This window comes from Streptomyces sp. NEAU-YJ-81 (assembly GCF_017592595.1).
Taxonomy (GTDB): Bacteria; Actinomycetota; Actinomycetes; order Streptomycetales; family Streptomycetaceae; genus Streptomyces; species Streptomyces hygroscopicus_B.
The window spans coordinates 251,962-274,687 of sequence record NZ_JAGFNO010000002.1 but is presented as its reverse complement, the minus strand read 5'-3'; the positions used below and the strand labels follow the sequence as shown (position 1 = coordinate 274,687).

At 71.1% G+C, this 22,726-nt stretch carries 17 protein-coding genes; 8 read left to right on the top strand and 9 right to left on the bottom strand.

What is annotated here, in order from left to right; genetic code table 11:
* Positions 1-102 precede the first annotated feature (102 nt).
* The 3 genes from J5X86_RS06745 (at position 103) to J5X86_RS06735 (ending at position 2,535) form a co-directional block, all read left to right on the top strand.
* Positions 103-852, top strand: coding sequence for a GPP34 family phosphoprotein (locus J5X86_RS06745; protein WP_078643030.1), 750 nt, complete (start codon positions 103-105; stop codon positions 850-852).
* Between the two features lie 386 nt (positions 853-1,238).
* Positions 1,239-2,132, top strand: coding sequence for a helix-turn-helix transcriptional regulator (locus tag J5X86_RS06740; protein WP_014054303.1), 894 nt, complete (start codon positions 1,239-1,241; stop codon positions 2,130-2,132).
* 193 nt (positions 2,133-2,325) lie between these two features.
* Positions 2,326-2,535 carry a DUF397 domain-containing protein gene (locus J5X86_RS06735; protein WP_078643029.1) on the top strand — a complete coding sequence of 70 codons (210 nt, stop codon included), beginning with the start codon at positions 2,326-2,328 and terminating at the stop codon, positions 2,533-2,535.
* 133 nt (positions 2,536-2,668) lie between these two features.
* Here the strand turns inward: J5X86_RS06735 and J5X86_RS06730 are convergent, their stop codons facing one another.
* Positions 2,669-3,496 (bottom strand): hypothetical protein, encoded by an 828-nt coding sequence (locus J5X86_RS06730; RefSeq protein WP_208515858.1) that lies wholly within the window; start codon positions 3,494-3,496, stop codon positions 2,669-2,671.
* A 185-nt stretch (positions 3,497-3,681) separates the two neighbouring features.
* On the opposite strand from J5X86_RS06730, the gene J5X86_RS06725 reads away from it, so the two are divergent.
* Both J5X86_RS06725 and J5X86_RS06720 read left to right on the top strand, forming a co-directional pair.
* Positions 3,682-4,464, top strand: coding sequence for an SDR family oxidoreductase (locus tag J5X86_RS06725; protein WP_208515857.1), 783 nt, complete (start codon positions 3,682-3,684; stop codon positions 4,462-4,464).
* A gap of 313 nt (positions 4,465-4,777) precedes the next feature.
* Complete coding sequence (locus J5X86_RS06720) at positions 4,778-6,349, top strand: sodium:solute symporter family protein (protein WP_208515856.1); 1,572 nt, start codon at positions 4,778-4,780, stop codon at positions 6,347-6,349.
* 36 nt (positions 6,350-6,385) lie between these two features.
* On the opposite strand, the gene J5X86_RS06715 is transcribed toward J5X86_RS06720, so the two are convergent.
* The gene (locus J5X86_RS06715; protein ID WP_208515855.1) at positions 6,386-6,961 is read right to left on the bottom strand and encodes a GNAT family N-acetyltransferase; all 576 of its coding nucleotides are present in this window, start codon (positions 6,959-6,961) and stop codon (positions 6,386-6,388) included.
* Positions 6,962-7,253: 292 nt separating this feature from the next.
* Here J5X86_RS06715 and J5X86_RS06710 point away from each other — a divergent pair, with 292 nt between their 5' ends.
* Positions 7,254-8,678 carry a glycosyltransferase 87 family protein gene (locus tag J5X86_RS06710; protein WP_208515854.1) on the top strand — a complete coding sequence of 475 codons (1,425 nt, stop codon included), beginning with the start codon at positions 7,254-7,256 and terminating at the stop codon, positions 8,676-8,678.
* Here J5X86_RS06710 and J5X86_RS06705 read toward each other — a convergent pair.
* From J5X86_RS06705 to J5X86_RS06695, 3 genes are all read right to left on the bottom strand, one after another.
* Positions 8,663-9,787, bottom strand: coding sequence for an ADP-ribosylglycohydrolase family protein (locus tag J5X86_RS06705; RefSeq protein WP_208515853.1), 1,125 nt, complete (start codon positions 9,785-9,787; stop codon positions 8,663-8,665). The two genes, J5X86_RS06710 and J5X86_RS06705, sit on opposite strands and share 16 nt — an antisense overlap.
* Before the next feature lie 153 nt (positions 9,788-9,940).
* Positions 9,941-12,991, bottom strand: a complete 3,051-nt coding sequence (locus tag J5X86_RS06700; protein WP_208515852.1) for a tetratricopeptide repeat protein — start codon at positions 12,989-12,991, stop codon at positions 9,941-9,943.
* Positions 12,992-13,083: 92 nt separating this feature from the next.
* The gene (locus J5X86_RS06695) at positions 13,084-15,696 is read right to left on the bottom strand and encodes a bifunctional FO biosynthesis protein CofGH (protein WP_208515851.1); all 2,613 of its coding nucleotides are present in this window, start codon (positions 15,694-15,696) and stop codon (positions 13,084-13,086) included.
* A 325-nt stretch (positions 15,697-16,021) separates the two neighbouring features.
* Between J5X86_RS06695 and J5X86_RS06690 the strand changes: the two genes are divergently transcribed.
* A complete protein-coding gene (locus tag J5X86_RS06690; RefSeq protein WP_208515850.1) occupies positions 16,022-17,542 on the top strand; it encodes a CehA/McbA family metallohydrolase in 1,521 nt (506 codons plus the stop codon).
* Positions 17,543-17,678: 136 nt separating this feature from the next.
* On the opposite strand, the gene J5X86_RS06685 is transcribed toward J5X86_RS06690, so the two are convergent.
* Entirely contained in the window at positions 17,679-18,575 is an 897-nt protein-coding gene (locus tag J5X86_RS06685; protein WP_208515849.1) for an SDR family oxidoreductase, read from the bottom strand.
* Between the two features lie 130 nt (positions 18,576-18,705).
* Positions 18,706-19,365 (bottom strand): O-methyltransferase, encoded by a 660-nt coding sequence (locus J5X86_RS06680; RefSeq protein WP_208515848.1) that lies wholly within the window; start codon positions 19,363-19,365, stop codon positions 18,706-18,708.
* Positions 19,366-19,451: 86 nt separating this feature from the next.
* Between J5X86_RS06680 and J5X86_RS06675 the strand changes: the two genes are divergently transcribed.
* On the top strand, positions 19,452-20,102 hold the full coding sequence (locus tag J5X86_RS06675) for a TetR/AcrR family transcriptional regulator (protein ID WP_208515847.1): 651 nt from the start codon (positions 19,452-19,454) through the stop codon (positions 20,100-20,102).
* 83 nt (positions 20,103-20,185) lie between these two features.
* Here the strand turns inward: J5X86_RS06675 and J5X86_RS06670 are convergent, their stop codons facing one another.
* A complete protein-coding gene (locus tag J5X86_RS06670) occupies positions 20,186-20,929 on the bottom strand; it encodes an SDR family oxidoreductase (RefSeq protein WP_208515846.1) in 744 nt (247 codons plus the stop codon).
* A gap of 4 nt (positions 20,930-20,933) precedes the next feature.
* Positions 20,934-22,676, bottom strand: a complete 1,743-nt coding sequence (locus tag J5X86_RS06665) for an amidohydrolase family protein (protein WP_208515845.1) — start codon at positions 22,674-22,676, stop codon at positions 20,934-20,936.
* Between the last annotated feature and the right edge of the window lie 50 nt (positions 22,677-22,726).

Genomic DNA, 22,726 nt, shown 5'->3' with positions numbered 1-22,726 from the left:
AGAAAGACATACCTACTGGTTCCCACCCAAACCCCCCAGGCACTCTCGACAGACCAATGTGAGAGGGGTCACCCTGTCATTCATCCACGCGGGGAGGCATGGATGGGCAGGAGCCGCAGAACAATTCCGGAGGAGCTTCTGCTGCTCGCTTTGGACCCGACCACGGGTACCACGGCGCAGCCGCAGTCGCTCGACCTGGGTCTTGCCGGGGCACAGCTAGTAGAGCTGGCCCTGGCCGGACGGATAGCCCCTGACGGGGATCGTATCGCCGTGGTGCTGCCACGGCCGACCGGAGATCCGACTCTGGACTCCGCATTGGAGTTGCTGCGCCGACGCGGCAGCCCGGTGCGCGCGGTCCACTGGATCGGCGGGCCCCGACTGGGGCTGCGCCAGACGTACCTCACGCACCTGGAGCGTTGCGGCATGGTGCATGCCGTGGCGGGCCAGATGTGTGGCGTACTGCCGACGACTCGCTACCAGGCGACGGACACGGCGATCAGCCGGGAGATCAAGGCCCGGCTGGACAGCGCGATCCGCACCGGCGTACCGCCGGACCCGCGGACCGCCGCGCTCGCCGCCCTGGCCCACGCGGTCGGGCTCGGCAAGCATCTGTATCCCGGGAACGAGGGGCGCTCCTCGCGCTCCAGGCTCCGGGATCTGATCCGGCACGACCCGATGGGCGGTCTCGTGGCGCACGCCGTGATGGACGTGCAGAACGGTGTCGCGGCGCAGCCACGGCGCGCACCGGCCCCGGGCCGACAGGCGGGAACAGGCGCTGCGGTGGAGCCCGCGGCCGGCGTTCCGGCCCAGCCGTCCCGTCGCGGGAGCATGGCCCGCGTCGGAGCGCGCTGAGGCCCCTTCGGGGCACTACCGCACCACCACGTACAACCAGCCCGTCGAACGCACCAGCAGCCCGTCAGCGGGGCGGCGGAGACCGTTCCCGGCACCGTCCGGGGCGGAGCGCCACCGTCCGGCTCCGGGCAGCACCGAGCACAAGCACCACACACGCTCCACCGACCGCACCGCAGTCCCCACTGACCCGGTTCGGGAGCCGCTGAAGCGCGCGGGGTGGTGGGACGGCCGATTTGGACGACCGGCCGTCCCACCGCCCCGCGCGCGCGTTCGTCCACCGTGGTGCGGCCGCCTTTGTGCGGCCATTTCCCAGCGCGCTCCCGTCCGGTAGTGGCAGGCTGCTGAACAGCAGAAATCAGCAGTACGAAGCCGGAGGTGCACGTCCTGTGACATCGAACGTCGGCCCCACTGTCCGGCGACGCCGGTTGGGCCAGGAGCTGCGCAGACTCCGCCAGGAGAAGGGCATGACGGCGGAGGAGGTGGCGGAGGAGCTGATGGTCTCCCAGTCGAAGATCAGCCGACTGGAGAACGGGCGCCGCAGCATCAGCCAGCGCGATGTGCGCGACCTGTGCCGCACCTACAAGGTGGAGGACAAGGCGCTGGTTGATTCCCTGATGCAAATGGCGAAGGAGTCGCGCCAGCAGGGCTGGTGGAACGCCTTCGGCGATGTGCCGTACAGCGTCTACATCGGTTTCGAGACGGACGCGGCGTCCCTGCGGGTCTATGAACCCCAGGTGCTGCCCGGCCTCTTGCAGACACCGGATTACGCGGAGGCGGTGATCAGCGGCGCCCTCCCGGAGGCCCCGCAGGACCAGATCGCCCAGCGGGTCCAGGTCCGGCTCAGGCGCCAGGAGCGGATCACCGATCCGCTGGCCCCGCTGCGGCTGTGGGCGGTCGTGGACGAGGCGGCGATGCGCCGGGTGGTCGGCAACTCGAAGATCATGAGCGATCAGCTGGACTATCTGGTCCGGATGAGCCACGAGCCCCATGTGACGGTCCAGGCACTTCCGTTCGACATGGGGTCGCATCCGGGGATGAGCGGGCAGTTCACCATCCTGGAGTTCTCGGACGAGTCGGACACCAGCGTCGTCTATCTCGAGGGCGTGACCAGCGACCTGTATTTGGAGAAGCTCAGCGATGTGCAGAGCTACAGCATGATGTACGAGCATCTGCGGGCCCAGGCGCTGAACGCGGATCAGAGCCGCCAGTTCATCACCGAGATGGCCCAGGAACACGCCCGCCGGCACCAGGAGGAGGGCGAGGCGGCCCCGGCGGACTGACGGGGGGCGGAAACGCTCCGGTGCGAACGATGAGGGGCGGAGGCTACACCTCCGCTCCGTGCCGCGGAAGGGGCCACGGGAATATGCCACCCGGTCGAGTGAACGGCCCGCTTTCCGGACGATGTTGCCGAGTAACGTCGGTGACGCCTCCAATCGGGGGCGCCTCTCATCGACAAAAAGCATCGGAGCAATCGTGTCCATTCAGCAGGGAAAGACGAGCATGTGGGTGAAATCCTCGTACTCGGCCGGAAACGGCGCTTGCGTGGAAATCGCCTCCCCGGTCACCAGCGAGATCGCCGTGCGCGATTCCAAGGACCCCCAGGGACCGACGCTCAGCTTCGCCCCCGCATCGTGGTCGGCCTTTGTGTCCGACGTCAGCCGCGGCGCCTTCGACCTCGGCTGATTGACCTGACACCCGGCCGCGGTAGCGCGGTCGGCGGCGCAGGGCCGCAAGCCTGTACCCGAGCCCTCTCGACCGGTCGCCGTCCCTGCCGAGAGGGCTCAAGGCGTTTCCGGCGCATTCCGGTGTCGCCGCTTCAGCGGAGTTCTGCCACGTATTGGTCTGTACCGGGAATCGTCGGAATGAACGGCGCCATGAATTCCACCCGGCCGAGTCCGGCATCGGCCACCTCACCATCGAGACCGGAGAAACAGCGCTCCCAGCATTCCCGGGGATCGGACTGCAGGAACCAGAGCAGGGTCAGCCGGGTGTCGACCCCCTCGACCTGCTTCACATACGCCATCCGGTCCGAGGGCAGCGGGGTCGGCCGGAAGACCGTGACCATCGCGGCGGGCGAGCCCGCGAGCCGGCGCGGCAGATGTCTGGACCGGAGCCAGGTGAGCAGTTCCTCCCGCTGCTCCGGGCCCTCGGTCTCGATCACCTCCAGCGCCAGCCCGGCATAGGGGTGGTCCAGCGCGTGGTGATCGCGCGGACCGGCGGCCCCGTCCCGGTAGACGGTGGCCTCGTGGTCCTGGAAGGCCGTGAAGACATGCGTACGGTCCTGGTAGACCCGCCCGTCCCGGAGCAGCCGCTTGTTGATCCCGACCGTCCACCGCATATGGTCCGCGTAGCGCCCCTCGGTGAGCCAGTAGACGGAGAGGTAGCAGCCGGCGGTCACCGGCCGGGCGATCGCCGACTTCTCCGGATAGCGCAGAAGCTGCAGCTCACGGGTGGCGACCCAGCGGCGGCCCGCGTAGATCCACGGCATGGCCATCGCGCCCGCGATGAAGTGGTCGTCCTCGTACCAGCGGTTGTAGGCGTACTCATGGCCCGGATGCGGCTCGACCATCGTGATCAGGGCATGCCCCGGGCGCACTCCGTACGGGCCGACGGAGGCCAGTTCCGCGTACGCGTCGCTTGTCATGCCCCCCAGGTTTAGCTGACGCGGCGTCAGTTGGGGAGGGGGCTGTCCGTATCAAGTGCGCGGATTCGGACGGCGACAGCATGGCCGGGAGTGGCCTTCCGCCGGAGCCTGGGCGCTGCCGCGCTCTGGCCATCCGAGGGCCGCACCCCTAATCTGACGCGACGCCAGCTACGGGAGGTGCCGCCATGCCGCTGCAGGACAAGACCGTCGTCGTCTCCGGGGTCGGGCCCGGGCTGGGGGCCCGGGTGGTGGCCGCGTGCGTCCGGGACGGGGCCCGGGTGGTGATGGGGGCGCGAACCGAGGAGCGGCTGCCGAAGGTGGCGGAGGAGGTCGATCCGGGCGGTGAGCGCACCGCCTGGCGGCCGACCGACATCGCGGACGAGGAGCAGTGCGAGGCCCTCGCCGCGCTCGCCGTGGACCGCTTCGGCCGGATCGACGCCGTCGTCCATGTGGCCGCGCTGGACAGCCACTTCGGCGGGCTGGAGGACGCCGACTTCACGTCCTGGGCCCGGGTGGTGGACATCAATCTCTTCGGGACGCTACGGATGACCCGCGCCTGTCTGCCCGCGCTCAAACGGAACGGCGGCTCGGTCGTGCTGATCGGCACCCAGTCGTCGTCCGCCGCCCCCACCAAGGTGCGCCAGACCGCGTACGCCGCCTCCAAGGGCGCGCTGACCTCCACCATGTACGCGCTCGCGCGCGAGCTGGGTCCGCACCGGATACGCGTCAACACCGTGCAGCCCGGCTGGATGTGGGGGCCGCCGGTGCGCGCGTATGTGGCCTTCACGGCACAGACCGAGGGGGTGAGCGAGGCCGAGGTGCTGGCCCGGCTCACGGATGGGATGGCCCTGCCCGAGCTGGCGACGGACGGGGATGTGGCGGAGGCCGCGGCGTTCCTGGCCTCCGACCGGGCCCGGGCGATCACTGGACAGTCGTTGCTGGTGAACGCCGGTGAGCTGATGCGTTAGCGCGACTCCTGTCCGGCCTTTCGGGATCCCGCTCCCGTACGACCCATCGTTCGGTGGGCGTGCGTCTGACGAAGTGCCCGCTCATCGTGGGTTCACGAACAGGCGAACGACAACGCCCCGTCAGGTCAAGAAAGAGTAAATTCGTTCTTCTTTCTGACCTGTGTTCACACTCGTGACCCGTAGAACCCTTGACCGGTCACCCGAACGAGCGGTTCAATCCCGGAAGTACCCCGCTCCCGCTCGGGGGAACCGCCCATGACGAACGTCGCGGCGAAGTGCGCTCCCGTTCATATGGCGGACCCCTGGAGGGGACATGAACAGTCTCGACTGGGTTGTACTGATCGGCTACTTCGGTGTCATGGTCGGCATCGGCCTCTGGTCGCACAAGCGCGTGGACAACGTCAGCGACTTCTTCACCGCCGGCGGCAAGATGCCCTGGTGGCTGTCCGGAATCTCGCACCACATGTCCGGCTACAGCGCGGTGATGTTCACGGGATACGCGGCCATCGCCTACCAATACGGCATCACCTCCTATGTCACCTGGTCCTTCCCGATCGCCATCGGCATCGCGATCGGCGCCAACCTCTTCGCTCCGCGCCTCAACCGGGTGCGCAGCAAGCTGAAGGTGGCCTCACCGCTCGAATACCTGAAGAACCGCTACAACCTCCCCACCCAGCAGGCGCTGGCCTGGTCCGGGGTGCTGTTGAAGATCGTCGACGTGGGCGCCAAGTGGGCGGCCATCGCCACCCTGTTGTCCATCTTCACCGGCGTCTCGCTCAACCAGGGCATCCTGATCACGGGCGTGGTCACCGCCATCTACTGCACGGTGGGCGGGCTGTGGGCCGACGCGCTCACCGAACTCGGCCAGTTCATCATCCAGTTCATCGCGGGCATCGCGATGCTGATCGCGGTGCTCAATGAGCTGGACGGCTTCTCCACCCTCTGGACCGTCTGGGACGACCTCCCCGACAGCCACCACGAGCCGACCGTCGGCCCGTACACCTTGATCTTCCTGCTCGCCTACCTCTTCATCAAGACGTTCGAGTACAACGGCGGCATGTGGAACCAGGCGCAGCGCTACATGGCGACCGACAGCGCCCACTCCGCCAAGCGCTCGGCCCGCCTGTCGGCCATCCTGTGGTTCGTGTGGCCGCTGGTCCTGTTCTTCCCCATGTGGGTCGCGCCCCTGATCATCAAGACCGACAAGCCCGCCGACTCCTACGCCGAGATGGCCGAACACCTGCTGCCGCACGGTCTGCTGGGCCTGGTCATCGTCGGCTTCTTCTCGCACACCATGGCGATGTGCTCCTCGGACGCCAACGCGATCGCGGCGGTGGTGACGCGGGACATCATGCCCGCGATCTTCAAGTCCGTCCGGGAATGGTCCTCCCGCACCGGGCTGCTCGCGGCCCGCTACACCACCCTGCTCTTCCTCGCCCTGTCCATGGCCATCGCCACCCAGGTCAACTCGGACTTCTTCGGCGACATCATCACCGTGGTGATCAAATGGGTCGCCGGGCTGATGGGGCCGATCGCGATCCCGCTGATGCTGGGCATGCTGCGCGCCTTCCGCAAGTCGGGGCCGACGGCGGCGCTGGTCAGCTGGGCCATGGGTCTGATCGCCTTCTACCTGGTCAACTACCCGATCAACGACGCGATCGACGGAGGCGTGAACCTGGAGTACCAGATCTCCGTCCCGCTCGCGGTCTCGCTCGTGCTCTTCATCGTCATCGGCTACATCAAGCCGGAGGACACCCCGGAGCGCGATGCCATCCTCGCCTCGCTCAACTCGGATGACGACGGGCCGGGTTCGGCGAGCGCCGCACTGTCGGAGCCCGAGCAGGGCGCGACCGGCCAGAAGTCGGTCGCGGGCGCCACGGACTGACGCCCTCCGCGCGGCGGCCATGATCCGGGCCGCCGGTCACCACCCATCGCGGGGTGACCGGCGGCCCGGTTCCGTCTGCGGGTCCGTGCCGGTCGTCAGATCGCACTGCATGAGGTGGGTGTCGATCCAGCGCCCGTGTTTACGGCCGACACCGGCCAGTTTGCCCGCCGGGGTGAAGCCGAAGCGCCGGTGGAGGGTGGCCGAGGCGTCGCTGCCGGCGTCGGCGATGACCGCGACGACCTGCCGTACGCCCGCCTCGGCACAGCGGGTGAGCAGGGCGCCGAGCAGCGCGGCCCCCAGCCCCGCGCCGGTCCGGCCGGGGGCGAGGTAGATGGCGTCCTCGGCGGTGTGGCGGTACGCGGGCTTGGGGCGCCAGGGCCCGGCGTAGGCGTATCCGGCGACCGTACGGCCGGTGCCTTCGGGAACCTCGGCGACCAGGAACGGCAGGCCCCGGTCGGTCAACTCCGCCAGCCGCCGCGCCCAGTCGTCGACGGTGGGCGGGACCTCCTCGAAGGTGACGACGGTCTCGTTGACGTAGTGGCTGAAGATCGCGGCGATGGCGCCCAGGTCGGTGTGGTTCGCATCACGTATGACGGCGGCGGAGGCAGGCACCGGCCCACCTTACGGCCGGCGGTCCCGGGGGCGGCCACCTTACGGCCAACGGCCCTGGGGGCGGCCGCCTTACGGTCGGCCCGGCCCCGGCGGCGGGGCAGAAGTGGAATGTGGTGCGGGAGTGGCGTTCGGAAGATCCATGCTGTTCAGGCAACCTCTCCTCCACCTGGCATCCACATCCGGAACGTAGGATGGGCGGCCGTCCGAGCCGACCGCCACCGATCGCACCACCCCGGACCCGACTCGCCCCGCCCCGACCGAGCCGCGGTCCCCAGGGACCTCTGGAGCCCCCGTGACCGCCATACAGACGATCACCGACTCCCGGATCCACCGGGCCCGCGCCTTCGTACTGCGCCGGCCGGTGCTGTGTGCGGCGGTCTTCTGCCTGCTCTCCTTCACCGGGTTCTGGATCGCGCAGCGGGCCGCCCAGGTGTCGATGGTCGATCTGCTGGTCTATCGCGCCGAGGGATGGTCCGTACGCAATGCCCAGGATCTGTATGACATGCGGGCGACTCAACACAATCTCCCCAATACCTATCCACCGTTCGCGGCGCTGATCTTCACCCCGCTCACCGTGATGGGCACGGGCGTCCTGCGGACCTTCGGGACGGCCGTCAACCTCGGCCTGATGGTCGCTGTCGCCCATCTGTCGCTGCGGCTGATCGATCTGCCCGCCCGGGTGCCGCGACCGGCCGCCGTCCTGGCCCTGGCCGCCGTCGCGGTGTGGTGTGAGCCGGTGTGGACGACCCTGCGCTACGGGCAGATCAATCTGCTGGTCACGGCGCTGGTGCTGTGGGATCTGACCCGCCGGGCGGGCCACCGCTGGGCGGGGCTCGGGACCGGCATAGCCACTGGGATCAAGCTGACCCCGGGGCTCTTCGTGGTCTTCCTGGGGCTCGCCGGACTGTTCCTCGGCCTCCGCCGGCTGTGGGCGGCCGGGGCGGCCCGGAGGCGAGCCGTGCCCGGCAGCGGGCCGCCGCGACGGCGCTTCCAGAACGACCATCTGCGGCGCGCGGCCGTCGCGACCGCCGCCTTCGCCCTTACGGTCGCGTTCTCGGCTCTGGCGCTGCCGCATGACTCCCGGCGCTTCTGGACCGAGGTCCTCTTCGCGACCGACCGCCCCGGCGATGTCGAGGGCGCGGGCAACCAGAACCTCAAGGGCGCCCTCGCCCGCATCCTGCACACCCCCGACCCGGGCCTGTGGTGGCTCATGGCGGCCGCGCTGGTGGGCTGTGTGGGCCTGGCCACGGCGGTCGCCGCCCAGCTGACCGACGACAGCCGGCTGCCGAACGCCCGCGCCTGGGCCGCCCTGACCTGCGCGGTGACCGCCCTCATGGTCAGCCCGGTCTCCTGGTCGCACCACTGGGTGTGGGCCGTCCCGATGGTCCTGCTGCTCGCGGTGGAGGCGGTGCGGCGGCGTACCGCGGGCTGGACGGCCTGGACGGTGGTGACCGGGCTGCTGTTCTACTCCTTCATGGTCTGGTACGCGCCCCACAGCAGGCCGACCCGGGTGGAACTCCACCAGAACCCCGCCCAGATGCTCCTCACCGCCGTCTATCCGCTGATCGGCATCGCCTTCCTGGGCGTGGCCGCGTATCTGACCCTGCGCGCCGTAAGGCGTCCCTGGGAGGGGAGCGGGACCGTAGGGCGGCAGATGGCCACCGCCGGTACGGATGCGGCGCCGCGGCGGCCGGAGCGGACCTACGCGCGCGGGTAGCGGGTGAGCCAGGCCGGGGAGGAGCTGCCCGGGCCGTGGAGCGCGGGGCCCTGGGTCATCTCCATGGCGAAGTCGTCGGCCAGCTCCAGGATCGTGCCGCGCCCCTCGACCTCCGCCAGCCAGGCGGGCGGCAGCGCCGTCTCGCCGTGCAGCGCGCCCAGCAGATTGCCGCAGATGGCCGCCGTGGAGTCGCTGTCCCCACCGTGGTTGACCGCGAGCAGCAGCCCGTGGCGGACGTCCTCGGCGACCAGGGCGCAGTACAGGCCCATCGCCAGGGCCTCCTCACCGGTCCAGCCCTGGCCCAGGGACGCGACGCGCTCGGGGGTCGGCAGGCCCTGCCGTACGGCGCCCAGCGCGTACCGCAGCGCGTTGGTGGTCTCCTCGTGGCCGGGGCGGGTGGCCAGATGGGCGAGGGCACGCTGGACGGCTCCGTCCAGCGCCTCGCCGCGCGCGAGGCCGTGCACGATGAGGGCGAAGGCACCGGCCGCGAGATAGCCGGTGGGGTGGCCGTGGGTCTGCGCCGCGCACTCGATGGCCAGCTGGAAGACAAGCTGCGGCTCCCAGCCCACCAGCAGTCCGAAGGGCGCGGAGCGCATCACGGCGCCGCATCCCTTGGAGTCGGGGTTCTTGGGCGCCTCCAGGGTGCCCATGGTCTCGTCGGCGAGCGCGGTGATACAGGCCCGGCCCGGGGAGCGCTGGGCGTACAACCACTCCTCGCGGGCCAGCCAGCCGGCGTCCTTACGGCGCTCATCGGGGCCCCAGTCGCGCTGCGTGGAGTACCAGCGGCGGTGTGCGGAGTGGATGTCGGTGGGCGGATGCCAGGCCCCCGTGTCACGGCGCACCTGCGCCCGTATCAGCCCGTCCACCGTGAACAGGGTCATCTGGGTGTCGTCGGTGACCCGTCCGCGACCGCCATAGGCGGGCAGGAAGTCCGTCACGCCCTCGGCTCCGTGCGCCGCCCTGATCTCGTCCAGCGAGGCGAACTCGACGGCCGCCCCCAGCGCGTCCCCGATGGCCCCGCCGAGCAGACAGCCGCGCACCCGGCTGCGGAAGTCCTGCTGTTCGGCGCGGCCCCATACGCCGGTCGCTGCGCTGGCGGTTGCGGTCACGACCTATGCCTCTTTTCTTCGCTGCGTGAATGGCCCTGAACTGTCTTTGAACTGTAATGGACACCGAATGATCGCCTCTTGGCCGCCGAGGATTGTGAAGGCGTCATCACCGAGAAGACGACGGATGGACGCATTCCGAAAATGCGAATTCCCTCACCGAATGTCGTGTGCGCCCTGAGCGCTTATCCGAGCGCCCTCCGGGCCGGGGTCCAGGGCCGCGCGGAGCTCGGCGAGCGGCGCGCGGAGGGTGGCGAGCAGGGCGGGGTCGACCCCGGGACACTGGGCGAGGTCGTCCAGGTCCCCAACCGCTTCGTCCACGGTCTCCCAGCACGGCTGCGTGGCGGACAGCTCCGCCAGCGATCGCTCGGCCCCGGCCCGGTCACCGAGGGCGGCTCTACTGATGACCGTGGCGGCCACCACGGTCTCGGTATCCCACTCGTCGCCGTTCTCCGCCAGCAGCCTCTCGAAGGCGGTCCACCGCTCCCGAGCTTCGGTGAGCCCGGCCACCTGGCTCACCAGAACCGTGTATTCGAAGGCCAGTTCGAGGTCGTCACCTTCCAGGGCCCACGCCCGTTCGAGGTCCGCGAGCGCCTCGGCGCGGCGGCCTGCCCGGCGGTGGCACTCGGCCCTGGCCCACAGGACCGACGGCTGGTCCGGGAGGAGCACGAGGGCCCGGTCCAGATCGGCAAGGGCGGCCTCGTCGTTGCCGAGGCGCAGATGCAAGGTCCCTCGATGATCCAGGGCATAGAAAAAGTGGGGGTCGCTCGCGATCGCGGTGCCGAAGTCGGCCAGCGCCTCGTCCGGCCGGTCGGCGTCCTCATGGATCAGCCCCCGGCTGTCCAGCGCGAAGACATAGGACGGATCCATGTCCAGGACCCGGTTGAAGTCCGTCAGCGCCTCCTCGACGCGGTCCGTCATCCGGTACAGCTCACCGCGCTCGGCGAGCATCCTCTTGTCGTCGGGGGCGGAGGCCAGACACCGGTCGACCGCGATCAGGGCCTCGTCGAAGCGCCCCAGGAGGCGGAGAGCCTGTACGTGGTCGAACGCCGCGTAGTCGGCGCCGAGTTCGATGGCCCGCTCGGCATCTGCGAGCGACTCCTCATGTCTCCCCAGCAGCCGATAGGCCTTGGCACGCTCCTGATGAGCCCAGGCCGACTCGGGTCTGATCTCCAGCGCTCGGGTGAAATCCGCCAACGCCCCCTCGAAGTCCCCCAAGGCATAGTGGACCAGGGCACGGGTGGTTACGGCTTGCGCATTCCCATCGTTCAGCTCCAAGGAACGGCGGAGGTCGGCCAACGCCTCCTCGAACCGCCCGAGGAGGGCATATGCCTCACCCCGCCGGGCGAGGACCCAGGCGTATTCGGGGTCCACCCGCAGGGCCCGGTCATAACTCTCCACCGCCCGGTCGTAACTCCCCATGTGGCAGTACACCTCACCGCGGACCGCGTGAGCACGAGCGCAGTCGGCGTCCAGCTCCAGCGCCCGCTCCGCGTCCGCCAGTGCCTCCTCCCACTCGTTCATCTCCGCGCGGATCAAGCCGCGGCGCGCGAAGGCCATGGCCCGGGCCTGATCATCCGGCCCGACCTCATCGATCAGCAGCGTCATGCTCCGCGCCAGGTCCCTCATCGAGGATTGCGCGAGCAGACGTTCGCCCCATATGCGGACCGCCTCGCTGCCCGTGTCCTGCCCCGCCTCGACGAGCATCCGCTTCCAGCGGCGTTCCCAGGACACCGGCGACCAGCTCAGATACGCGCGCGCATAAGCCCGCAGCTCATCCCGCAGGGCTCCCTCCGGAGTCGCGCACAGCCTGTGGTAAGCCTCCTCGAGCCGATAGTCCAGCCATCGCTCGTGCTCCCACTTCTGGTCGCCCTCCAGCGTCTCCTCGATCTGCCGCTGCCACCCCGCGAAGGCATCGGCCAGCCGGAGATGACGGGTGCGCCACGCCTGCGGGGACTGGTTGCGCTGGAGCCGCAGCATGGCCGTGCGGACGACCTGGTGGTAGCCGCAGCGGCCGGAGCCGTCGGCCACGAACGGGAGTGAGCGGAGCCAGCCGTAGAGCTCGGCCGCCTCCTCCCCCACCGCGGCTGCGAAGACGTCCTCGTCCAGGCGCCGGGGCAGGGCCGCGGCCAGGGCGGCCGAGCGGTGGGTCTCGTCGCTCACCCACTTCAGGAAGCGCTCGACGGCGGTGCCGGAGGGGTCGCCCACGGCCTCGGGGGTGGTCGGCCGGGTCTCGGCCAGCATGGACACCAGCACGGGCAGCCCTCCGGTGAGACGGAGGACGACCTCGACCACCTGCTCGTCGACCACGCCCTTGGCGGTCAGGAGCTGCCGGGCCTCCGTCTCGGTGAAGGGGACCAGGGGGAGGTCGGCGACGAGGTCGGCGTAGTCGGCCCAGCACCGCGGGGCGAGCGTGCCCTGTCCGGCCAGCGTCACCACCGCATTGGCCGGGAGCGAGCCGTAGCGGCCCTCGAACATCACATCGCGCAGCCACAGGTCCAGCAGCGGACTGGTGCGCTCATAGGTGTCGAAGAACCACGCCATCCAGGGCACGGACGCGGCCACCTCGCCCACGTCCTTCAGGAACGCGGGGGTGAGGGCGTCCAGGGGCGACATCACCAGGTCCACGTCGTCATGGCTGCGCAAGCGGGCGCTGAGCTTGGCCCGCGCGCGGTCGGCGGCCTGGGCGACCCGGTCCGGTTCCGCCGCCCCGGCCAACGCCCCGACGCCCGGCACCATGCCGAGCCCGACCAGCCCCGCCCGGACGGCGAACGCGCTCGACGGCGACGGCCGGGGCTCGCCCGCCGCCGCCTCCTCCGAAGGCCGCGGCGCGGGCTGCTGCGCCGCCGCATCGGCCTCGTGGCGCCGCCGCCGGTAGGTCGCCAGCAGCCTGTCGAAGGACTTCAGCGGATGGCCCTGCTCGGCTAACTGGGCGCTGATGGCCGCCATCACCTCGGGGACGCTGTTCACGGACTCGTCCACGGAGGCGGTGAGCGCCCGGTGCTCCCGCGCGGTGTTCTCGAGCTGCCGCAGCAGCGTCGTCTTGCCCACCCCGGCGTCGCCGCGCACATGGAACAGGAAGTGGTGTGCGGCATCCTCGGGCGGCACCGCGAAGTTCTCCCGGAACGCGGCCAGCTCCTGCCGCCGCCCCACGAACCGGCGCCGCTGCCGGATCAGCTCCCGAATCGTCGGACGCCGCTCTGCCATGGGTGCCCCCTTCCCCCCGCTTCCCATGGCAGCGTATCCGCGCGGCGCGCCCCCGAACCCTGAGCCGGGCTCGGTCCGACCGTGAGCCGGGGTCAGTCCCCCAGCACCGGGAGCAGCTCCGGCAGATGGCCGTCCGAGGCGAGGGCCGCGGCCTGACGGTCCTCGGGGACGGCGCCGTAGGTGGTGGTGCGGGGGCGGGCGGGGCGTCCGGCCAGCTCGGCGATGGCCACCAGGTCCTGGATGGAGCGGTAGGAGCCGTAGGAGGAGCCCGCCATACGGGAGATGGTCTCCTCCATAAGGGTGCCGCCCAGGTCGTTGGCGCCGGAGCGGAGCATCTCGGCGGCGCCCTCCGCGCCCAGCTTCACCCAGCTGGTCTGGATGTTGGGGATATGGGGGTGGAGCAGGATCCGCGCCATGGCCGTGACGGCGCGGTTGTCGCGGCTGGTGGGGCCGGGGCGGGCGATACCGGCGAGGTAGACGGGGGCGTTGGTGTGGATGAAGGGGAGGGTGACGAATTCGGTGAAGCCGCCCGTCTCCTGCTGGATCTCGGCGAGCAGCCGCAGATGGGCCAGCCAGTGGCGGGGCTGGTCCACATGGCCGTACATCATCGTGGACGAGGACCGCACCCCCAGCTCATGCGCCGTCTTGACGACCTCGACCCAGGTGGCGGTCGGCAGCTTGCCCTTGGTGAGGACCCAGCGCACCTCGTCGTCCAGGATCTCGGCCGCCGTGCCGGGAATGGTGTCCAGGCCCGCCTCGCGCGCCGCCGTCAGCCATTCGCGGATGGACATCCCGGTGCGGGTCGCGCCGTTGACGACCTCCATCGGGGAGAAGGCGTGGACATGCATCCCGGGCACGCGCTCCTTGACGGCGCGGGCGATGTCGAAGTACGCGGTGCCGGGCAGATCGGGGTGGATGCCGCCCTGCATGCAGACCTCCACCGCGCCCACGTCCCATGCCTGCTGGGCACGGTCGGCGACCTGGTCCAGGGAGAGGGTGTAGGCGTCGGCGTCCGTACGGCGCTGGGCGAAGGCGCAGAAGCGGCAGCCGGTGTAGCAGACATTGGTGAAGTTGATGTTCCGCGTGACGATGTAGGTGACGTCGTCGCCGACGGCCGCCCGGCGCAGATCGTCGGCGATGCGGCACAGGGCGTCGAGCGCCGGGCCGTCGGCGTGGAACAGGGCCAGCGCCTCGGGGTCGGTCAGCTTGGTCGGGTCGTCGGCGGCCTGGGCCAGCGCGGCCTTGATGTCGCCGTCGATGCGGGAGGGGACCATCCCGGGGGCCGCGGCCTCGCGCAGCGCCTCCCAGTCGCCGTAGACCTCGTCGAAGTCCTTACGGCGGTCACCGGTGCGGCCCTCGGTGTCGATGGTGTGGTGCAGATCGGTGCGGCCGGAGGCGCTGAACGCCTCCTCCGGCTCCTGCCAGGGCAGTCCGGTGGGGGTCGCGTCCTCGCGGGCCAGGCCGGTCCCGGGGTCGGCGAGGGCGGTCACATGCGGCAGCAGCCGGGGGTCCAGCCAGGGCTCGCCGCGCTGGATGTACTCGGGGTAGACCGCGAGCCGTTCGCGCAGGCTGAAGCCGGCGGCGGCGGAGCGCTCGGCCAGCTCGTCCACCTGGGGCCAGGGACGCTCGGGGTTGACATGGTCCGGGGTGAGCGGGGAGACGCCGCCCCAGTCGTCGATACCGGCGCCGATGAGCTGCTCGTACTCCGCGTCGACCAGGTTGGGCGGAGCCTGGATGCAGGCGGACGGGCCCAGGATGTGGCGGGCGACGGCGACGGTGGCCACCAGGTCGTCCAGCTCCGCGTCCGGCATCCCCCGCATCGCGGTGTCCGGTTTGGCGCGGAAGTTCTGGATGATGACTTCCTGGATGCCGTGGTACGAGCGGGAGACGCGGCGCAGCGCGAACAGCGACTCCGCCCGCTCCTCCTGCGTCTCGCCGATCCCGATCAGCAGCCCGCTGGTGAACGGGACGGAGCTGCGCCCGGCGTCCTCCAGAACGCGCAGCCTTACCGCCGGCTCCTTGTCGGGCGAACCGTAGTGGGGGCCGCCGGGCTCGCTCCACAGCCGCTCGGCGGTGGTCTCCAGCATCATGCCCATGGAAGGGGCGACCGGCTTGAGCCGCTGGAAGTCGGTCCAGGTCATCGCGCCGGGGTTGAGGTGCGGCAGGAGGCCGGTCTCCTCCAGGATGCGGATCGCCATGGCCCGTACGTACGCGATGGTGTCGTCGTACCCCTCGGCCTCCAGCCATGCGCGCGCCTCGGGCCAGCGGTCCTCGGGGCGGTCGCCGAGGGTGATCAGCGCTTCCTTGCAGCCCATTTCGGCGCCCCGGCGGGCGATGGCGAGGACCTCGTCGGGCGACATGAACATCCCGTGGCCCGCGCGGCGCAGCTTGCCGGGCACGGTCGCGAAGGTGCAGTAGTGACACTTGTCCCGGCACAGCCGGGTGAGCGGGATGAAGACGCTGCGCGAGTAGGTGATGACCCCGGGGCGGCCGGCCGCCTCCAGGCCCGCGTCGCGGACCCGGGCGGCGGAGGCCATCAGATCCTTCAGGTCGTCACCGCGCGCCTGGAGCAGCACCGCCGCCTCGGCGGTGTCCAGCGCCACGCCGTCGCGGGCGCGCTTGAGTGCACGGCGCATCGCGTTGGCTGTGGGGGCGGCGGAGCCAGTCGGGGCAGCCGGTTCGTTTCCCTGCGCGCTCGTGGTCATCCTCCGAGCATACGAGCGGTGTGTGACACCGCCAGACGGCCCGGGCCTGCGGTTTTGTGGGTCTGATCACGGCTGCCGCGGGCCGTGGGCGGGAATAGGACACCGTGAAACGTGCGGGCTGCACGCGGCGGGTGCCGACGGCCGTTGCCCGGACGGGACTTGGCGTGGTGCGGAGCGCCGCGCGAGAGGGACGGAGGCGGTGCGGGGGGATGTACGTTCCCTCGTGGCCATGGAGTTATCCACAGGGCTTTCCGCGCGTGTCACCCACGCGTACAACGGTGTCACGCGGGTGTCGGACGGCACTCTCGACTCTGGGGGGTCCCTCATGCAGCGACGCGATGTACTCAGGCTCTCCGCGCTTGCGGGCGCGGCGGGTGTGCTGACACTCGATCCCATGACCTTCACCCACGCCGAAGCGGCCGGCCCGGCCGACGACCCTGAGCAGACGAAGACCCTCAGCGGCCATCTGCCCACCGGCGCGCCGGACTTCGTCTATGTGCCCGTCGAGGTGCCGCGCGGGGTGCGCGAGATCGCCGTGTCGTACACGTACGACAAGCCGACCGTCCCGGCCGGCACGCAGGGGAACGCCTGCGATATCGGCATCTTCGACGAGCGCGGCACGGAGCTGGGCGGGCGCGGCTTCCGCGGCTGGTCCGGCGGGGCCCGTGCGGAGTTCGCCATCAGCGCCGAGGAGGCGACGCCCGGCTATCTGGCGGGGCCCGTGAAGGCGGGCACCTGGCATGTCGTGCTGGGGCCGTACACGGTCGCCCCCCAGGGCCTGGACTACACGGTCACCGTCACCCTGCGGTACGGCGCGCCCGGCACCACCCCGAAGCCGGTGTACCCGCCGCAGCGGGCGAAGGGCCGGGGCCGCGCCTGGTACCGGGGCGACTCGCATCTGCACACCGTGCACTCCGACGGCAAGCGCACCCCGGCCGAGCTGGTCGCCGCCGCCCGTGCCGCGGGGCTGGACTTCATCACCACCACCGAGCACAACACCACGTCGGCGCATGCCGCGTTCGAGGGTCTGTGGGGCGATGACCTGCTGATCCTCACCGGTGAGGAGATCACCACGCGTAACGGCCATGTGGTCGCCCTCGGCACCGACCCCGGCACCTTCATCGACTGGCGCTACCGCGCCCGGGACAACCGCTTCGGCCAGTTCGCCCGCAAGGTCCGGCAGGCCGGCGGCCTGGTGATCCCGGCCCATCCGCACGGCACCTGTGTCGGCTGCAACTGGAAGTTCGGCTTCAACGAGGCCGACGCGGTCGAGGTGTGGAACGCGGACTTCACCCCGGACGACGAGGTCACCATCTCCGAGTGGGACAACACCCTGGTCGCCGCCTCCCGGGGCGAGGGCCGCTGGCTGCCCGCCGTCGGCCACAGCGACGCCCACCGCGAGCCCCAGGTCGTGGGCCTGCCGCAGACGGTGGTGCTGGCCGACGACCTGTCCCGCACCGCCCTCCAGGAAGGCATCCGGGCCGGCCGGAGCTGGATCGCCGAGTCCTCGAAGATCGACCTCACCTTCGAGGCGGTCGGCGGGCGCGGTAAGCACGCCGGTATCGGCGAGCGCCTGAAGGTCGGCGGCGCGGAGGAGGTGACGGTCCGGCTGAAGGTCTCCGGCGTGGGCCCGGGCTGCTCGGTGCGGTTCATCACCGACCAGGGCCAGCTCTACGGGACGGCGGTCCCCGACTCCGGGACGCTCACGGCCGAATGGCGTACGACGGCGTCCTACGCGGCCTATGTGCGCGCCGAGGTGCGCCACGCCCCGGCGGACGGCGGGGCGTCGGGGATACCGGGCCCGATGGCGGCGATGACGAACCCGATCTGGCTCGGCGACCACTGACGGTTTCAGCGGGCGCTGACGGCTTCGGCGAGCACGGACGGCTTCGGCGAGCAGTGACAGCTTCGGCGACCACTGACGGCTCTCCGGCCGCCGGAGCCGTCCGGGCGCACGCGCCACACCGTCCGCCGCCGCTCGGTCAGCGGTAGTAGCAGCCGCTGTCGAGGTCCTCGGCGAGGGTGCGGCCGCCGGGTGCCCAGCCGAGCAGCGCGCGGGTGGCGTCACTGCTCGCGGCCATGTCCGCTCCGAAGAACTTGTTCAGCCAGCCGAAGTGCTCACCAGCGCCATCGGCCGGGACGGAGACGACCGGCAGGCCGAGTCCGCGCCCGATGGCCCCGGCAATGTCGCGGGCCGGGATGCCGGTCTCGGCCGTGGCGTGCAGGATGGTGCCGGCCGGGGCCCGCTTGTCGAGGGCGAGTTGCACGATGCGCCCGGCGTCACCGCGGTGGATCGCCGCCCAGCGGTTGCCCCCGTCCTCGATATAGGCCGAGACGGCCTTGGCGCGTGCCGTCGCCACCAGCCCGGCCATGAATCCCCGGTCACCATCGCCGTGCACGGTGGGGGCGAAGCGCACGACGACCGTGTTGACGCCTTGCTCCACGAACTCCAGCGCGAGGTTCTCGCCGCCGGCGCGCATCGAATCGATGCCGTGGAACGGGGAGCGGTCCTCCTCGGTGGCCACGCGGCCGGGAGCGAGGGAGGCCAGGCCGGCGGCGAGAATGAACGGCCGGTGAGAGCCCGCGAGGGCCTCGCCGATGGTCTGTACGGCACCGCGCTCGGCCTGGTTGTTCACCGCCGGGTTGGCGAAGTCGTGCTTGTTGGCGAGGTGGACGACGGCATCGGCGGCGTCGGCGCCGGAGCGGATGCCGTCGAGATCGTCGAGGTCGCCGCGGAGCACCCGGGCGCCCTTGGCCTCGAGCGCGGCGGCGGAGGCGTCCGAGCGGGCGAGGCCGGTGACCTCGTGCCCGGCGTCGAGCATGTGGTCGACCACGGCCGAGCCGATCCACCCGGTCGCTCCGGTGATGAATACCTGCATGTCAGTGCTCTTTCGGAGAGGTCCGCGACGGCCTGCCGCGGACGGATCGTGCCGGCGGCCCGAGCGGGCCGCCGGCGGTCTTCGGGGTCGGCCGGTGATCGCCCACCGGCCGACGGGCCGGTCCCCCGGCTCAGAGGCGGCAGCTGATCTCCATGCCGTCCTCGATGGGGAAGGTGACGTTCTGGTAGCCGTTCGCCGGGTCGCGTACGTAGTCGAGATACGACCGCAGGAGGCCCTCGCCCTGGTCGACGTCGTCGGCCACGACGAGGGTGCCGGGCCGCAGACGCGGTTCGAGCATCCGCAGCACGGGCAGGCACAGGTCCTTCCAGCCGTCGAGCAGCAGGAGATCCACGGAGCCATCGAGGTCGGCGAGGGTCTCCCGGGCGTCCCCCTCCAGCACGGTGATCACGTCGTCCAGCCCGGTCTCGGCGAAGGTGCGGCGGGCCGCGGCGATCTTCTCCTTGCTCATCTCCGTGGTGATGACGCGCCCGGTGCCGTTGTCCCGCACGGCGGCGGCCAGATGGAGCGTGGAGATCCCGAAGGACATGCCGAACTCGACCACCGTGGCCGGGCGGATGGCGCGGATCAGGTTGTAGAGCAGCTTCCCGCCCTCGGCGGAGATCGGCATGTAGATCCTGGCCGCGGCGTCGGCCAGCTCCTGCGGGGCCAGCGATTCCACTGCGCCGGGCGGCAGCTCCGCCTGGGCGGTCCCGTCCTGCTCGGCCAGCTCGAACATCCGGCTGATGGCGGTCTCGACCCGGGGGTCGGCAAGCGTGTGAGTGACTGTCATGGGTTTAGAGTAGACGCGACGTTGCGTCTTGTCTAGAAGGGATGGCGCGAGGGAGGGTGGTTATCCTGAGATCTCGGGGAGGCGAGATGGCACGCGCGACACAGACCGCCGGGACGAGCGGCACCGGCCGACCGGCACCACGCCACCACGGCAACCGGCACGGACGCAGCGAACAGGCCCGGCTGGCGGTGCTGAACGCGGCCGACGACCTGCTGGCCGAGAGGGGTTTCGCGGGCGTCACGATGGAGGGGATCGCCACCCGGGCCGGGGTCGCCAAGCAGACGATCTACCGCTGGTGGAGCACCAAGACCGACATCCTCATGGACGCCTTCCTCCAGGACGTGGCCGAGGACCTGCCCGTGCGCGACCGCGGTGATCTCGCCCTGGATCTGCGCGGCTATCTGCGCGACCTGGCCGGGTTCCTCAGCGCGTCCGACTCCGGCGCCGTCTTCAAGGCCCTGGTCGCCCAGGCGCAGCACGATCCGGCGTTCGCCCGGGACTTCCGGTCCCGGTACCTCGACGACCAGCGCCGCCGCGACCGCCTCCCGCTGGAACGGGCCATGGAGCGCGGGGAGTTGCCGCCCGGCCTGGACCTGACGGCCGAGACCGACCAGCTCCTGGGCCCCGTCTACTACCGGGTGCTGGTGACCGACGAAGCCGTCGGCCAGGAGTTCACCGACCGACTCGTGGACGCCTTCCTCCACCGCCACGGACTGACGCCACCGGCGAACGACTGACACCCGGTCCAGGGACAGGAAGGGGCTGACCCCCGGTCCAGGGACAGGGGCCGCTCCCCTGCCGTGCCAGCAGAGGGACCCCGTCAGCCGATAGGCCGCGCCGCGCGGACCCGGCGGCCGCCGTCGACCACCAGGTCCGTGCCGGTGATCCAGGACGCCTCGTCCGAGACCAGCCAGCGGACCGCGCGCGCCACGTCCTCCGGTTCGCCGATCCGGGCCAGCGGAAGCGCCGCGGCGATCTCCCGCTCGCCGGGCTCCCAGACGAAGCGGGCCATCTCGGTGCGGACCAGCCCCGGGGAGACGGCGTTGACGCGGACCGACGGGGCCAGTTCGGCGGCGAGCTGGCGGGTGAGGCGGAGGAGGGCGGTCTTGGCGGTGCCGTAGGCGCCGACGCCCGGGCCGACGCCGTGGGTGCCTTCGGTGCAGATGTTGACGATCGCGCCGCCGTGGTCGCGCATCCAGCCGCGCCATGCTGCCTGGATCAGCCGCAACGGGGCCTCCACGTTGACCGTGAAGGCCATGCGCCAGGCGAGCGGGTCCACGGTCATCAGCGGGCCCAGCGGGGCGTTGGTGGCCGCGTTGTTGACCAGGATGTCGAGGCGGCCGAACTCCTCGAGGGTGCGGGCCACGGCCGCCTCCAGGTGCGCCGGGTCCGCCACGTCCCCGGGGCAGGCGATGGCGCGCGGACCGAGGCGGCGTACGGCCTCGGCCAGCTCCTTCGGGTTCCGCGCCGTGAGGCACACCGCGGCGCCGTCCGCCGTCAGCGCCTTCGCCACCGCCAGGCCGATACCGCGTGAGGCGCCCGTGATCAGGGCCGCGCGTGCCATCGGCTCAACCCCTCGTGCTCACCGTCTCCGTGTCCCGGCCCGACCGCAGCACCCGTCCCGGCACCGCGCCGGTGATCTCGTCGTCCCGGATGGTCTCGGTGCCGCCCACCCGGACGCTCACGATCCCCATCGCCCGCGAGTCCAGCCGCGGGCTGTCGCCCGGCAGGTCGTGTACCAGCCGCGCCTGGCCCGCGTCGATCCGCTCGGGGTCGAAGAGGACCAGGTCGGCGTGGTAGCCCTCGGCGATCCGGCCGCGTTCGCGCAGCCCGAGCAGCCGCGCCGGATCGTCCGTCAGCATCCGTACCGCCCGCTCCAGGCCGACCAATTTCCGCCCGCGCAGACAGTCGCCGATGAACCGGGTGGTGTACGGGGCGCCGCACATCCGGTCCAGATGGGCCCCCGCGTCCGAGCCGCCGAGCATGACGTCCTCGTGTTCCCAGGTGCGCTGTCGCAGCTCCCAGCTCGCCGGGTCGTTGTCGGTCGGCATGGGCCACAGCACCGTGCGCATCTCGTCGGCGGCGCAGATCTCCACCAGTGCGGCGAAGTCCTCCTGGCCGCGCTCGGCGGCGATGTCGCGGACGACCCGGCCGGTCAGCCCGGCGTTGGCCGCGCTGTAGGTGTCGCCGATGACGTACCGCCCGAAGTGGGTGAGCCGGCGGAAGACCCCGGCTTCGGGGCTGCTCGCGCGGCGCAGCATCTCCGCCCGTACGTCCGGGTCGCGGAGCTTCGCGATCCGCTCCGGGATCGGCAGCCCCAGGATGTCGCCCCAGCCCGGGATGAGGTTCAGCGCGCAGAAGGTGCCGAGCGACATGTTCATGGGGGTGAGGATCGGCATGGTGAGCGCGACGATCCTGCCGCCCGCCTTACGGGCCCGTTCGCTGGCCTGGAGCTGGCGCGGCACCCGCTCGGGGACGGCCGCGTCGACGGTCAGGACGTTCCAGTTGAGCGGGCGGCCGGCGGCCGCGCTCATCTCCACCAGCAGATCGATCTCCTCGTCGGCGAACTGGTCGAGACAGCCCGCCACGATCGCCTCGATCTGCGTCCCCTCGTGTTCGCCGACGGCCCGGGAGAGCGCCAGGAGCTCCTCGGGCCCCGCGTGACGGGAGGCGACCGGCTGTCCGTCCCCGTCCGAGTGGGTCGAGGACTGGGTGGTGGACAGCCCCCACGCCCCCGCGTCCATCGCCTCGTGGAAGAGGAGCAGCATCTCCTCCAACTGCGCGGGCGTGGGCTGTCCGCCGATCGCGTCCTCGCCCATCACATGGCGGCGCAGCGCGCAGTGCCCCACCATGAAGCCCGCGTTGACGGCGATCCGGCCCTCCAGCGCGTCCAGGTACTCGCCGAAGCCGTGCCAGTTCCAGGGCGCGCCCTGCTCCAGCGCCACCAGCGACATGCCCTCGACCCGGCTCATCATCCGCCGGGTGTAGTCGGCGTCGCCGGGCCGGTCGGGGTTGAGCGGGGCGAGGGTGAAGCCGCAGTTGCCGCCCGCGACGGTGGTCACGCCGTGGTTCATGGAGGGGGTGGCGTACGGATCCCAGAAAAGCTGGGCGTCGTAGTGGGTGTGCGGGTCGACGAACCCGGGTGCGAGGACGAGCCCGGTGGCGTCCTCGGCGGACCGCGCCGGTTCGGTGACGGTCCCGGGCTCGGCGATGGCCACGATCCGGCCGTCCCGGATGCCGACGTCGGCGACGTAGGAGGGCGCGCCGGTGCCGTCCGCCACGGTGGCGCCCTTGATCAGGTGGTCGAGCACGGGTGGATCCCTTCTCGCGTCTGCGGCTGCTGGGTCTCGGCTCGCACGTC